Genomic DNA, 14304 nt, shown 5'->3' on the forward strand with positions numbered 1-14304 from the left:
AAGGTAGTACTTTTTTTGGAAATGAAATTTTAATTTCGCAAAAGTCTGACAGACAGTAGTTTTATGTCGAAAAGTGTTAATTATATACAAAGGTAAGAACTTGTTTCAGGATTAGAATAAATTAAACGGTAAATTTGTACAGCATTTATAGAATTAAAATTTGTAACTATATGAAATTCAATACTAAAGTAATACATGGTGGTCAACATCATGATCCAAGTACAGGTGCAGTAATGCCTCCGGTATATCAAACTTCAACTTTTATTCAGACTAGTCCAGGAAAACCTTTGGCGGATTATGAATATAGCCGAGCTTCAAATCCAACTCGTACAGCTTTAGAAAACGCTTTGGCAAGTATTGAGAATGGAACTCGCGGACTTGCTTTTTCGTCTGGTTTAGCAGCAACAGACTGTATTTTAAGATCATTTAAAGCTGGTGATGAAATCATTGCAATGGATGATTTATATGGTGGAACATACCGAATGTTTTCTAGAATTTATAAAGATTCTGGAATTAAATTCCACTTTGTTGACATGACCGATTTGGAGAAATTGAAATCGCTGATTAATGAAAACACAAAACTGATTTGGGTTGAAACGCCAACAAATCCGTTAATGAAATTGGCAGATATCGAAGAAGTTGCCAAAATCACAAAAGCGCATAAAATTTTATTTGCAGTAGATAATACTTTTGCAACACCTTATTTGCAAAAGCCACTAGATTTGGGAGCTGACATTGTGATGCACTCAGCGACAAAATATTTAGGTGGACATTCTGATGTTATTGCCGGAGCTTTAATTGTAAAAGATGAAGCTTTAGGAGATCAATTGCATTTTCAACAATTTGCAACTGGTGCAACGTTAGGGCCAATGGATAGTTTTTTAGTTTTAAGAGGAATTAAAACACTTTCGTTAAGAGTTCAAAGACATTGTGAAAATGGAGAAAAAGTAGTAGAATTTTTGAGTAATCATCCTAAAATTAAAACGGTTTATTATCCAGGATTAAAAAATCATCCTTTTCACGAAATTGCTAAAAAGCAAATGAAAGCTTTTGGCGGAATGGTTTCGTTTACTTTTGTTTCAGGTAAAAAAGAAGATTCGATTGCATTTTTAGAGAAACTAAAGGTATTTACTTTGGCAGAATCTTTAGGCGGAGTAGAATCTTTGGCAAATCATCCGGCTTTAATGACGCATGCATCGATTCCTGCAGATAAAAGAGCTGAGGTTGGTATAACTGATGATTTAGTTAGATTAAGCGTTGGTATTGAAGATGCAGAAGATTTAATCGCCGATTTAGAGCAGGCTTTATCATAAAAGAATAGCAATAAAAAATCCCAAATTCCAATTTTGATTATTTTGGAATTTGGGATTTTTTCTATTTTGGGATTTCTCTAGAATTCTAAATAATAGATGTATCCAAAGTTAAACCATACTTGCCAGTCGTTTGACTTGTTTTCTTTATAAATGTCTTTGTTAGGATTTAGACCATCAATCCAGTCATTACTGTACATCTTAAAACGAGTTTCAAACATTAAATCATCCATTTTTGTTAGTTTGTAATGAACTCCAATTCCTCCGGTTGCGGCTAAAACAATTCCGGTTTCAGTAGAAAACCCGTGTGCTCTTCCGTCTGATGGAGTTAAATATTTTCCTATCGTTACATTTGGAAGTGTCAGGTCTCCTAAATTAGAGCCTACTTTCGCAGAATAATAATCTACCTGAAATCCAAGACTCAAATACGGACTGAAGCTACCAACTGTGTTTTCGAAGTCATGTATTTTAATAAAAGAAAATTCTAATTGAGATCCAATCCCTACCGTAGTTGAACTTGCCTTCATGTTTTTAAGCATGTTGACAAATACCGTTTCTGGCTTTTTGTCAACCCATCTTCCAAAATGTTTAAGTTCAGTATGGCTAAATGAAAGTTCGGATCTTACTTTAAAGTGTTCAGTAAAAAAACTTTCATGGTTATTGGCGGCTGAAAAGTTGATGAAATGCATAACTCCAATCCCAAATCCGGTGTTTCCGACGTTAGTGTCAAAGTTGTTTCTCTGACCAAAATCAGATTGCAGTGTTACAGGTCCTGCGAATATTCCTATTTCTTGAGCGAGATCAGATTGGGCGTTTACTGCAGTACTGATACCAAGAATGGTAAATAGCGTGATAATTACGGGTTTGAGCATAGTATTTGGGCTTTCAAATCTTGGCAAATATATAAAAAAGGTTGTCTAATCAAAATAATAAATTCTTGTATTAAAAATTTAGTAACAAAACACTTAATTTTCTGACTTTAAGTGCAATGATTTGATGTAAAATCAGAGGTGTAAAATTGTATTTTAATTTTTGTTTAGAAATTACACAATTCTTCTCTAAAAACGAAAAAAAATAACAATTCATGATTGTTTTGCCTTATCTTTGCATGTTGTTACGAAAACGTTTTCTTTAAGGCGTTTTTCTTATTATAATTGATTTTAAGCTAAAAACTATTATTTGAATAATTTATTTAAAAATGGAACAAAAAATAAATGAATTTATGGCTCTGGTTGAGTCAAAAAATCCAAACGAACCAGAATTTCTTCAGGCAGTCAGAGAATTTGCAGAAACTGTAATTCCGTTTATATCTGAGCGTAAAAAATATGATGGAAAGAATATTCTTTTAAGAATTGCTGAACCGGAAAGATCAATAATATTTAGAGTTCCGTGGGTAGATGATAAAGGAGAAATTATTGTAAACCGCGGATTTAGAATTCAGATGAACTCTGCAATCGGACCTTATAAAGGAGGTATTAGATTTCATCACACTGTAAACCTATCAGTTTTAAAATTTCTTGCTTTCGAACAAGTTTTTAAAAATAGTTTGACAACACTTCCAATGGGTGGAGGAAAAGGTGGTTCTGATTTTGATCCAGAAGGAAAATCGGATGCTGAAATTATGCGTTTTTGCCAATCATTTATGACAGAATTATGTCGTCATATTGGTCCAGATCTTGACGTTCCTGCAGGAGATATTGGAGTAGGTGCAAGAGAAATTGGTTATTTGTTTGGACAATATAAAAGAATCAGAAATGAATTTACTGGAGTTTTAACTGGAAAAGGTTTGGCTTACGGAGGTTCATTAATCAGACCAGAAGCTACAGGTTATGGTGTGGTATATTTTACAGATCAAATGCTTCGCACTATCGGACATGAGATTAAAGGTAAAAAAGTAGCTATTTCAGGATTTGGAAATGTGGCTTGGGGAGTAGCGTTAAAAGTAAATGAATTAGGAGGTAAAGTAGTTACAATTTCTGGACCTGACGGTTATATTTATGATGAAGACGGAATTTCTGGAGAAAAAATCGACCATATGGTTGAAATGAGAGCTACCGGAGATAACAGAGCAGAAAGATATTTAGAGAAATATCCAAATGCGATTTTCCATAAAGGAAAAAGTCCTTGGGAAGTAAAAGTAGATATCGCAATTCCATGCGCAACGCAAAATGAGTTAACAGGAGAAGATGCTAAGAAATTGATTGATAATGGCGTTTTATGTGTAACTGAAGCGGCTAATATGCCTTCGACATTAGATGCAATTAAACTTTTCTTAGATAATAAAGTGCTTTTTGCTCCAGGAAAAGCAGCTAATGCCGGTGGTGTTGCTGCATCTGGATTGGAAATGACACAAAACTCTATTCGTCTAAACTGGACAAGTGAGGAAGTGGATTTAAGATTAAAAGACATTATGGTTGGAATTCACAACCAATGTAAAAAATATGGCGCTGAAGAAGACGGCTATGTGAACTACGTAAAAGGAGCAAACATTGCAGGATTTGTTAAAGTTGCCGATGCTATGCTCGCTCAAGGTGTAGTGTAATTTTTAGTTATAGTTTTTTGAAATGCCTTCATTTGTCTCCGGACATTTGAAGGTTTTTTTTTATTTATAAAAAGAACAAAAAACAAATAATTCCGTTTGTAGTATATTTGTTTATTCGAATACGTAAAATAATGAAAAGAAAGTTTCTGTATATTTTGTTTTTGCTCTTGTCTCAATTTAGTTTTTCACAGAACAAATTGTCATGGCAAGGTTATTTTTCGTTCAACGAAATAAAAGATATTTCAGAATCTTCTACTGCGGTTTTTGCAGCCTCAGAAAATGCTTTGTTTACAAAAGGTGCAACAACAAATACAACAAAAACCATTACGACTGTCGATGGACTTTCAGGTCAGACTATTTCGGCTATGTATTATAGTGAAGCCTTTAAGAAAACAATTGTAGGTTATGAAAATGGTTTGATGATTGTAATTAATGAATCGGACGGAAGCATGCTTAAAATTGTGGATATCATCAATAAACAATTGGCTCCTAATCTTAAAAAAATAAATCATTTTATGGAGCATAACGGTTTGGTTTATGTTTCCTGCGATTTTGGAATTGTACAGTTTAATTTGGCAACCCTGAAATTTGGTGATACGTATTTTATAGGAGATAATGGCGCCGAAATCAGTGTTAAACAAACTACTTTTTTTAACGGATTTATTTATGCTGCAACTTCAAGCGGAATAAGGCGTGCCGATATTACAAATCCAAATTTAAATGATTTTAAGCAATGGTCTGTTGTAAATACGGGCGATTGGTCAAGTGTTGAAAGTTTAGATGCAGAACTGATCGCGATTAATTCTTCGGGTTATATTCATCGATTTAACGCTAACAATTTTGTTGGATTTTCGCAACTTCCACAAGCTTCGGTTGATATGCGGGCAAAAAATCATAATTTGTTTATAACCATAAAAAATGCTGTTTATGTGTATAACAATCAAATGGTTTTGATTCGTCAAATTTCTAATACTCAGGTATTGGATAATACTCTAAATTTTACCTGTGCAACTTCGGTAGGGAATGTGATTTTTATTGGAACAAAAGAAAAAGGTTTGTTTTCATCATCGCTTTCAAGTAGTTCTGCATTTGTAAATAATACTCCTTCAGGTCCGGCCCGAAATAATATTTTTTCAATGGATGTAACTCCAAGTGTTCTTTGGGCCGTTTATGGCGATTATGACACCTATTACAATCCATATGATTTAGATAGTTATGGCGTTAGTAAATACAATACTTCTGGTTGGTTGAATATTCCCTATTCTGATGTTTATAATGCAAAATCGATGACAAGAGTTATTGTTAATCCAAAGAATGAGAAACAAGTTTATGCAAGTTCATTTTTTTCAGGTTTATTGCGAATAGAAAATGATGTTCCGAATCTTTTGTATAATGAAAAAAATAGCGGTTTAGAATCGATTACGACTGAAGGTCCAAATTATATTGATGTCCGTATTAATGCGACAGCTTTTGACAAAACAGGAAATCTCTGGATAACTAATAGCCGAATTAAAAACGGATTGAAGGTTTTAAAATCGAATAATCAATGGGGAAGTTATGCGATGACTTCAATTTTAGATGATGCTCAAGCTAGCAGTTATGCCAGTATTTTGGTAGATAAAAACAGTGTAAAATGGATTGCAACAAATCGTGACGGTGTTGTGGGTTTTAATGAAACGAATAATACTTTCAAAAAAATGACTTTTGGTGCCGATGCCGGAAATCTCCCAGTTGCTGATGTCAGAGCGCTTGCGATTGATACTAAAAATCAGCTTTGGATTGGGACAACAAAAGGATTGCGTGTTTTATCCAATGTTGGAAATTTTCAGAATGATAGTCAGCTAAAGGCAAATCCGATAATTATTATGGAAGATAATTTGGCTCAGGAACTTCTTTACGAGCAATTTATAACCACAATTGCGGTTGATGGAGCCAATAATAAATGGATTGGAACAAGTGATTCTGGAGTTTTTATGGTTTCTCCAAATGGTCAGGAAACGAAATATCATTTTACAATCAGTAATTCGCCTTTGCCGAGCAACGCCATAAATGAAATTAAAATCAATAGCACAACGGGCGAAGTTTTTATAGCAACCAATAAAGGCTTGATTTCTTTTGGCGGAATTGCCACTGAAGCCAACGAAGATTTGAGTAATGTTTATGTGTATCCAAATCCAGTTCGGCCAACATATTCGGGAACTGTAAAAGTTGCGGGATTATTAGATAAAGCCAATATAAAAATTACAGACATAGAAGGTAATTTGGTTTACGAAACAACATCTGAAGGTGGAACAATTGAATGGGATACAACCGCTTTTGGAAAATATAAAGTTTCTTCGGGAGTTTATATGATTTTTATTTCTGCGCAAGATGGAGGAGAAACCAAAGTGAAGAAAGTAATGATTATTCGATAAGAAAATTTTATAAAATTAATTAACAACCAAAATACAAAATCACAAATCTACCGAATGCTTTTTAATTCCCTAAATTTTGCAATTTTTTTGCCATTAGTTTTTATATGTTATTGGTTTGTGTTAAATAAATCACTGAGATCTCAAAATATTTTACTGCTTTTGTCAAGCTATTTTTTTTATGCTTGTTGGGATTGGAGGTTTTTATTTCTATTAATCTTTTCTACTACGCTAGACTATTTTTCAGGTATAAAGATATTTGAATCTAGTAATCAAACCACGCGAAAATTTTGGTTTTGGCTTAGTATATCTTTAAATCTCGGTTTTCTGGCAGTTTTTAAATACTATAATTTTTTTGTGGAATCTTTTGCAGAAGGAGTTGCTAATTTTGGTTTCCATATAAATCCTTTAACATTAGATGTGTTACTCCCTGTAGGGATTTCATTTTATACTTTTCATGGTTTGTCATATGTAATTGATGTTTACAAGGAAAGGATAGTTGCAGAAAAGAATATTGTTGATTATTCGGTATTTGTAAGTTTCTTTCCTTTGCTTGTTGCGGGGCCTATTGAACGCGCTACGCATCTTCTTCCTCAAATTCAGAAAAAGAGAATTTTCGATTATGCTAAAGCTATAGATGGGTTGAGGCAGATTTTATGGGGATTATTTAAGAAAGTTGTAATTGCAGATATATGCGCTCAATATGCGAATGATATTTTTAATAATTCTAATGAATATTCAGGAAGCACGCTTGTTTTAGGGGCAGTATTTTTTGCATTTCAGATTTATGGTGATTTTTCAGGGTATTCAGACATTGCAATAGGAACAGCGCGTCTTTTTGGTATAGATTTACTAAGAAATTTTGCTTTCCCTTATTTTTCCAGAGATATTGCTGAGTTTTGGAGAAGGTGGCATATTTCGCTTTCAACATGGTTTAGAGATTATTTATATATTCCGTTAGGGGGAAGTAAAGGAGGAGTTTGGGTCAAGATTAGAAATACATTCATTATTTTCTTAGTGAGTGGATTTTGGCACGGAGCAAATTGGACATTCATTGTATGGGGGCTTCTGCATGCATTGTATATTATGCCTTCTATTATTTTTGGTACAAATAGAAAAAACTTGAATATTGTAGCCCAAGGTAGATTAGTGCCTAGTGTAAAAGAAACTCTTCAAATGTTGTTAACATTTAGTTTGACTGTTTTTGCATGGATATTCTTTAGAGCAAATAATTTAGAACATGCTTTACATTATGTTTCGAGAATTTTTTCGAGTTCATTATTTACTTCTCCCAAATATGACGGAGATGATTTACTAAAAATAATGTTCCTATTGTTAACTGTTTTTATGATTATTGAGTGGTTAGGAAGAGAAAATCAATTTGCAATAGCTAAATTAGGTTTAAAATGGAAGCCTGTTTTTAGATATTTATTTTATTATATGATTATCATTGCAATTTTTTGTTTTAGTGGTAAAAAACAGCAATTTATTTATTTTCAGTTTTAGTGTATGAAAAGATTTATTCTCAAAATGTTTTATTTTTTTGTACTGCCTGCTGTAGTTATTTCATATCCTATTGATTATGGAATTTCATATTTCCTAAAAAAATCAAATCAATATCCAGGCGAATTTGAAGTAATGAATGATGTATATAATTCAAAAGCAAATTGTGATATTGCAATTTATGGATCGTCCAGAGCATGGGTACATGTTGATCCTAAGATAATGAGTGATTCATTAAATTTGTCAGTGTATAATTTTGGAAACGACGGGCATTCATTTGATTTGCAATATTTACGCCATTTGGAATTTCTGAAACATAATAATAAACCAAAAACAATAGTCCTTTCAGTTGATATGTTTTCTTTGAAAAAGGAAGTTGGGTTGTATGCTTCAGATCAATATCTCCCATATATGTTGTGGAATAAGAATATTAAAAATTATACAAGTTCATATATTAGCTATACAGTTTGGGATTATTATATTCCTGCAGTAAGGTATATTGGTAAAACAGAAGTGTTGCGAGAAAGTTTGAAATATTTGATGAATGGATCTCCTAGAGAGAAATATAGGCGCAATGGATTTTTGGGTATGGATCAGGAATGGAATGCAGATTTTGAAAAGCTTAAGGCTAAACAAAAGTTTTACAAAGTAAAAGTGAATATAGATAATAGAAATCTTCTTGAAGTTTTTATTAAAGAATGTAAAGAGATGAATATAAATTTGATTTTGTTATATACTCCTGAATTTATAGAAGGACAAGAATTTGTAGTAAACAGAAAAGAAGTAATTGATATTTATAAAGAATTTTCTAAACGTTATAACTTGAATTTTTACGATTTTTCTAGTGATAAAATATGCTATGATAAAACGCTTTTCTATAATGCAAGTCATCTAAATAGAAGAGGTGCGGAGATATTTACAAAGAAATTTGCGAGTATTTTAAAATCAAATAAAAATATATATAATTAATTCTGGAAATAATATCATCCTCCTTTAGCAATTAGAGAATAAAAAAATGCTCGTTAAAACAAAAGCCATAGTGATCTCTTCTTTAAAATTTCAGGAAAAAAGCTTGATCGTAAAATGTTTTACGCTTTCAAGCGGACTGAAATCGTATTTTGTGCGCGATGCTTTTTCGAGTAGGAAAGCGAGCCAGAAGATTGCTTATTTTCAGCCTTTTTCGATTTTAGAAATTGAAGCCGTTCATAAAAACAAAGGAACGTTGGAAAATTTCAAAGAAATAAAAAGTGCTGTTCCATTTCAGAGCATCCATACGGATATTGTAAAAAGTACAATGGTGATGTTTTTGTCTGAAATGCTTCATTATTCTATTCAGGAAGAAGAAAAAAATGAACAGCTTTTTCTTTTTTTAGAAACCGCTCTGACCTGGCTGGATCATCATGAAGAAATTTCCAATTTTCATTTGATTTTACTTTTAGAAATCACAAAATATTTAGGTTTTTATCCCGATGTTTCAGAAATAGATTTGCCTCATTTTGAAATGATTGATGGTGTTTTTACGCATTTTTCTGGAGTAAATACGCTTTCAGAACACGAAACCAGTTTACTTAGAAAACTACTCGATTTAAAATTCGATAACGATCAAAAAATCTTTCATGTTTTAGAAAGGCAAATTCTGCTAAAAATCTTAATTGATTATTACAGTTTCCATTTGGACGGATTCAAAAAACCTAAATCTTTAGAGATTTTAAAAGAAGTTTTCTCTTAAATAGGTTAAAATCGTATTTTTTGTTGCGGAATCTACCTGAAATTCCCTCAAATGAGTCTTTTTTCCGTTATCTTTTCTCTAATTTCCTCAAAATTCATTACTTTCGCACCTCGTTTAAGAAAAGGATAAAATGAGTACAAAATTTACTGAATACAAAGGACTTGACTTGCCAACAGTAGCGTCAGAAGTTCTTGATTTTTGGAAGAAAGAAAATATATTTGAAAAGAGTGTAACAACTCGCGAAGGTGCTGAACCTTTCGTATTTTTTGAAGGTCCGCCTTCAGCAAACGGATTGCCAGGAATTCACCACGTAATGGCGCGTGCGATTAAAGATATTTTTTGCAGATATAAAACTCAAAAAGGTTTTCAGGTAAAAAGAAAAGCCGGATGGGATACTCACGGTTTGCCTGTAGAATTGGGTACTGAAAAAGAATTAGGAATTACAAAAGAAGATATTGGCAAAACGATTTCGATCGAAGAATATAACGAGGCGTGTAAAAAAACCGTTATGCGTTATACCGACGTATGGAATGATTTGACCGAAAAAATGGGATATTGGGTTGATATGGAAGATCCATATGTGACTTATAAACCAAAATACATGGAGTCTGTTTGGTGGCTTTTGAAACAAATCTATGATAAAGGTTTGTTGTACAAAGGTTACACGATTCAGCCGTATTCTCCAAAAGCAGGAACTGGATTATCTTCTCACGAAGTAAATCAGCCTGGAGCTTACAGAGATGTTACAGATACTACAATTGTTGCGCAGTTTAAAACTTTGCCAGAAACATTGCCAAGCTTTTTACAAGGTTTTGGAGATATTCACATTTTAGCTTGGACAACAACACCTTGGACGCTTCCTTCAAATACAGCTTTGACAGTTGGTCCAAAAATCGATTATGTTTTAGTAAAAACATTCAATCAATATACTTTTGAGCCAATCAATGTTGTTTTGGCTAAAAACTTAGTTGGAAAACAATTCGGAAAAGGATTTTTCTTAAGTGAAGATGACGCTGATTTTGATAATGTTAAAAACGGAGACAAAAAGCTTCCATATAAAATCTTAACCGAAGCAAAAGGAAAAGATTTGGTAGAAATCCGTTACGAGCAATTATTACCTTATGTATTGCCATATCAAAATGCTGAAAATGCATTTAGAGTAATTGCCGGAGATTTCGTTACAACTGAAGATGGAACGGGAATTGTGCATACAGCGCCGACTTTTGGTGCTGATGATGCTAAAGTTGCTAAGGAAGCAAAACCAGAAGTTCCGCCAATGTTGGTTTTGGATGAAGAAGGAAATGCAGTTCCATTAGTTGATTTACAAGGAAAATTCACTTCACATGTTGGTGAACTTGCTGGTAAATACGTGAAAAACGAATATTACGATGCAGGACAAGCGCCAGAGAAATCTGTAGATGTTGAAATCGCAATTCGTCTAAAAGAAGAAAACAAAGCTTTTAAAGTTGAAAAATACGTGCACAGTTACCCACACAGCTGGAGAACTGACGAGCCGTTATTATATTATCCCCTAGATTCATGGTTCATCAAAGTAACCGATGTAAAAGATAGAATGTTCGACCTGAACGAAACTATCAATTGGAAGCCTAAATCTACTGGTGAAGGACGTTTTGGAAACTGGCTTAAAAATGCCAACGACTGGAATTTATCTCGTTCTAGATATTGGGGAATTCCGTTGCCAATTTGGAGAACTGAAGACAAAAAAGAAGAAGTTCTTATTGGTTCTGTTGAAGAATTATACAATGCGATCGAGAAATCTATCGAAGCTGGTTTTCAAAAAGAAAATCCGTTTAAAGGTTTCGAAATCGGAAATATGTCTGAATCAAATTATGATTTAATTGATTTGCACAAAAATGTAGTGGATCAAATTACGTTGGTTTCGGCTTCAGGCCAGCCAATGAAACGCGAAAGCGATTTGATCGACGTTTGGTTTGATTCTGGAGCAATGCCTTATGCACAATGGCATTATCCTTTTGAAAATCAAGATAAAATTGATGGGAACAAAGATTTTCCTGCGAATTTCATCGCAGAAGGAGTAGATCAAACACGTGGATGGTTTTATACATTACATGCTATCGGAACTTTGGTTTTTGATAAAGTAGCGTATAAAAACGTAGTTTCAAACGGTTTGGTTTTAGATAAAAATGGAATTAAAATGTCTAAGAGTAAAGGAAATACGATAGACCCATTTAAAACCATTGAAGAATACGGTCCTGATGCCACACGTTGGTACATGATTATGAATGCAAATCCGTGGGACAACTTAAAGTTTGACCTTGAAGGAATTGCTGAGGTTCGCCGTAAATTCTTCGGAACTTTATACAACACTTATTCTTTCTTTTCGTTATATGCTAACATCGACGGATTTAAATATGTTGAAGCTGAAATTCCGTTAAACGAAAGACCAGAAATCGATCAATGGATTATTTCTGAATTGAATACTTTAGTGAAGTTTGTTGACGAATGTTATGAAGATTATGAGCCAACAAAAGCAACAAGAGCAATTTCTGAATTCGTTCAGGAAAATTTAAGTAACTGGTATGTTCGTTTATGTCGTCGTCGTTTCTGGAAAGGAGAATATGCAAAAGATAAAATTGCAGCTTACCAAACGCTTTATACTTGCTTGTTAACAATCAGTAAATTGAGCGCTCCGGTTGCTCCATTTTTTATGGATAAATTGTATCGCGATTTGACTGCTTCGACAGGAACCGAGGATTTTGCTAGTGTTCACTTGGCTGAATTCCCGAAATTTGTCGAAAACTTTGTTAATAAAACGTTAGAGAGCAAAATGCAGAAGGCGCAAACGATCTCTTCTTTGGTTTTATCACTTAGAAAAAAGGAAATGATTAAAGTGCGTCAACCTTTGCAAAAGGTAATGATTCCGGTACTTGACGAGAATCAGAGGGCTGAAATTGAAGCGATTTCTGACCTTGTAAAAGCCGAAGTAAACGTGAAAGAAATTGAACTTTTAGACGATGCTTCTGGTATTTTGGTTAAACAGATTAAGCCTAATTTTAAAGCTCTTGGGCCACGTTTTGGAAAAGATATGGGTCTGATTTCTAGGGAAATACAAGGTTTTACAGCTGAACAAATCAATGAGTTGGACAAGCAGGGGACGCTAGATATTGTTATTTCTGGAAATAATGTAACTTTATCACTAGAAGACGTCGAAATAACATCTCAGGATATTGAAGGATGGCTGGTTGCAAATTCAAATGGAATTACAGTTGCGCTTGACATTACAATTTCTGAAGAGTTGAAAAATGAAGGTATCGCGAGAGAATTGGTAAACAGAATTCAGAATATCCGTAAAGATTCAGGATTTGAAGTTACTGATAAGATTAAGGTACAGATAAAGAGAGACGGCATTTTAGAAGATGCAGTTTTGAAAAACTTAGACTATATTAAGTCTGAGACACTAACAGATGATTTGGTTTTTGTGGATGCTTTAGAAAACGGCACAGAAATTGAGTTTGATGATATTAAAACAATGATATTAATTTCAAAATAAAGTATAATACCATGATAGATGAAATTACAAGATACTCTGACGCTGATTTGGCGGAGTTCAAAGAAATAATCCAAGCAAAAATTAAAAAAGCACAAGAAGATCTTGATTTGATCAAAAGTGCCTATATGAATGATTTGAATAACGGAACAGACGATACATCTCCAACTTTCAAAGCTTTTGAAGAAGGAAGTGAAACAATGTCTAAAGAAGCAAACTCTCAATTGGCAATTCGTCAGGAGAAGTTTATCCGCGACTTAAAAAACGCATTATTCCGTGTTGAAAACAAAACATATGGTATTTGCAAAGTAACAGGTAAATTAATCAGCAAAGAAAGGCTTAAAATTGTTCCTCATGCTACAATGAGTATCGAAGCTAAAAACTTGCAGAGATAATAATATTATCATTCTTAAAAAAAGCGTCCCATTTTGGGGCGCTTTTTTCTTTAATACGACTTCCTAAGTTTTAATTTCGGTAAATTATATTGCGAGAAAGCATTTCTGACACATACAAAAAGCGAATCCGTTTGATTTCGATTTATTACGAAACAATTAACGTTACTTAAAAAGTGCTTTTTTGATTTAATTAGTTATTTTTGCGCATCAAAATTTTATAAAATGTCATTACGAAAAGCGTATTTCCTTATATTTTTAGTTTTAATTGTTGATCAACTATCAAAAATCTACGTAAAAACAAACTTTGTTCTTGGTGAAGAGGTTGTTTTATTTGATTGGTTTAAGATTCATTTTATAGAAAATGAAGGAATGGCATGGGGAACAAAAATACCTGGTGAATACGGAAAATTAATTTTGACTGTTTTTAGAATTTTTGCTGTCTTTGGAATTGGATGGTGGCTTTCGGATGTGATTAAAAAACGTCATTCTACTTATTTAGTAGTGGCGATTGCATTAATTTTTGCTGGAGCTGCTGGTAATATCTTAGATTCGGTTTTTTACGGAGTTATTTTTGATGACAGCACGCACACTATGGCAACACTTTTTTCTCCTAATCCATACGGAACTTGGTTTCACGGTTTAGTAGTTGATATGTTTTATTTTCCTATCTGGGAAGGGAATTTGCCAACTTGGCTGCCAATTTTTGGAGGAAAACATTTTGCTTTTTTCAATGCTATTTTTAATGTTGCCGATATAGCTATTTCTACAGGAGTTGGAATATTATTGGTTTTCAATAAAAGAGCTTTTCCAAAGCACTAAATTCTGTCGATTTCTCAGATTCTTTAGATTTTTCAATGGATAGTATTTTATAAATACTATTTTTAC

The 14304-nt window shown here is 33.2% G+C and carries 10 protein-coding genes; 9 read left to right on the forward strand and 1 reads right to left on the reverse strand.

Translation table 11 applies throughout. The features are described from left to right. Positions 1-170: 170 nt before the first annotated feature. Positions 171-1313: a cystathionine gamma-synthase gene (locus GQ47_RS21775; protein ID WP_035653075.1), complete on the forward strand. Its 1143-nt coding sequence runs from the start codon at positions 171-173 to the stop codon at positions 1311-1313. Positions 1314-1390: 77 nt separating this feature from the next. Here GQ47_RS21775 and GQ47_RS21780 read toward each other — a convergent pair whose 3' ends face one another. After that, positions 1391-2182 (reverse strand): THC0290_0291 family protein, encoded by a 792-nt coding sequence (locus tag GQ47_RS21780; protein ID WP_035653076.1) that lies wholly within the window; start codon positions 2180-2182, stop codon positions 1391-1393. A 326-nt stretch (positions 2183-2508) separates the two neighbouring features. Between GQ47_RS21780 and gdhA the strand changes: the two genes are divergently transcribed. The 8 genes from gdhA to GQ47_RS21820 all read left to right on the forward strand — a co-directional run bounded on the left by gdhA (position 2509) and on the right by GQ47_RS21820 (position 14238). Then, positions 2509-3852, forward strand: coding sequence for an NADP-specific glutamate dehydrogenase (gene gdhA, locus GQ47_RS21785; RefSeq protein WP_035653078.1), 1344 nt, complete (start codon positions 2509-2511; stop codon positions 3850-3852). A 131-nt stretch (positions 3853-3983) separates the two neighbouring features. Beyond that, a complete protein-coding gene (locus GQ47_RS21790) occupies positions 3984-6266 on the forward strand; it encodes a type IX secretion system anionic LPS delivery protein PorZ (protein ID WP_035653080.1) in 2283 nt (760 codons plus the stop codon). 54 nt (positions 6267-6320) lie between these two features. Beyond that, positions 6321-7769, forward strand: a complete 1449-nt coding sequence (locus tag GQ47_RS21795) for an MBOAT family O-acyltransferase (protein ID WP_035653083.1) — start codon at positions 6321-6323, stop codon at positions 7767-7769. A 3-nt stretch (positions 7770-7772) separates the two neighbouring features. Next, positions 7773-8735, forward strand: coding sequence for a hypothetical protein (locus GQ47_RS21800; RefSeq protein WP_035653086.1), 963 nt, complete (start codon positions 7773-7775; stop codon positions 8733-8735). A 46-nt stretch (positions 8736-8781) separates the two neighbouring features. Further along, on the forward strand, positions 8782-9495 hold the full coding sequence (gene recO / locus GQ47_RS21805; protein ID WP_035653088.1) for a DNA repair protein RecO: 714 nt from the start codon (positions 8782-8784) through the stop codon (positions 9493-9495). A gap of 130 nt (positions 9496-9625) precedes the next feature. Continuing rightward, positions 9626-13027, forward strand: coding sequence for an isoleucine--tRNA ligase (ileS, locus tag GQ47_RS21810; protein ID WP_035653091.1), 3402 nt, complete (start codon positions 9626-9628; stop codon positions 13025-13027). An 11-nt stretch (positions 13028-13038) separates the two neighbouring features. Further along, complete coding sequence (locus GQ47_RS21815; protein WP_012022792.1) at positions 13039-13419, forward strand: TraR/DksA family transcriptional regulator; 381 nt, start codon at positions 13039-13041, stop codon at positions 13417-13419. A 222-nt stretch (positions 13420-13641) separates the two neighbouring features. Next, the gene (locus GQ47_RS21820) at positions 13642-14238 is read left to right on the forward strand and encodes a lipoprotein signal peptidase (protein ID WP_035653092.1); all 597 of its coding nucleotides are present in this window, start codon (positions 13642-13644) and stop codon (positions 14236-14238) included. The last annotated feature ends 66 nt before the right edge of the window (positions 14239-14304 follow it).

The organism is Flavobacterium sp. ASV13, from assembly GCF_000745775.1.
Lineage (GTDB): Bacteria > Bacteroidota > Bacteroidia > Flavobacteriales > Flavobacteriaceae > Flavobacterium.

What these genes read in the sequence shown, in the direction of transcription:
- GQ47_RS21775 (WP_035653075.1), top strand. Translation starts at nt 171, where the DNA reads ATGAAATTCAATACTAAAGTAATACATGGTGGTCAACATCATGATCCA.
- GQ47_RS21780 (WP_035653076.1), bottom strand. Translation starts at nt 2,182, where the DNA reads ATGCTCAAACCCGTAATTATCACGCTATTTACCATTCTTGGTATCAGT.
- gdhA (WP_035653078.1), top strand. Translation starts at nt 2,509, where the DNA reads ATGGAACAAAAAATAAATGAATTTATGGCTCTGGTTGAGTCAAAAAAT.
- GQ47_RS21790 (WP_035653080.1), top strand. Translation starts at nt 3,984, where the DNA reads ATGAAAAGAAAGTTTCTGTATATTTTGTTTTTGCTCTTGTCTCAATTT.
- GQ47_RS21795 (WP_035653083.1), top strand. Translation starts at nt 6,321, where the DNA reads ATGCTTTTTAATTCCCTAAATTTTGCAATTTTTTTGCCATTAGTTTTT.
- GQ47_RS21800 (WP_035653086.1), top strand. Translation starts at nt 7,773, where the DNA reads ATGAAAAGATTTATTCTCAAAATGTTTTATTTTTTTGTACTGCCTGCT.
- recO (WP_035653088.1), top strand. Translation starts at nt 8,782, where the DNA reads ATGCTCGTTAAAACAAAAGCCATAGTGATCTCTTCTTTAAAATTTCAG.
- ileS (WP_035653091.1), top strand. Translation starts at nt 9,626, where the DNA reads ATGAGTACAAAATTTACTGAATACAAAGGACTTGACTTGCCAACAGTA.
- GQ47_RS21815 (WP_012022792.1), top strand. Translation starts at nt 13,039, where the DNA reads ATGATAGATGAAATTACAAGATACTCTGACGCTGATTTGGCGGAGTTC.
- GQ47_RS21820 (WP_035653092.1), top strand. Translation starts at nt 13,642, where the DNA reads ATGTCATTACGAAAAGCGTATTTCCTTATATTTTTAGTTTTAATTGTT.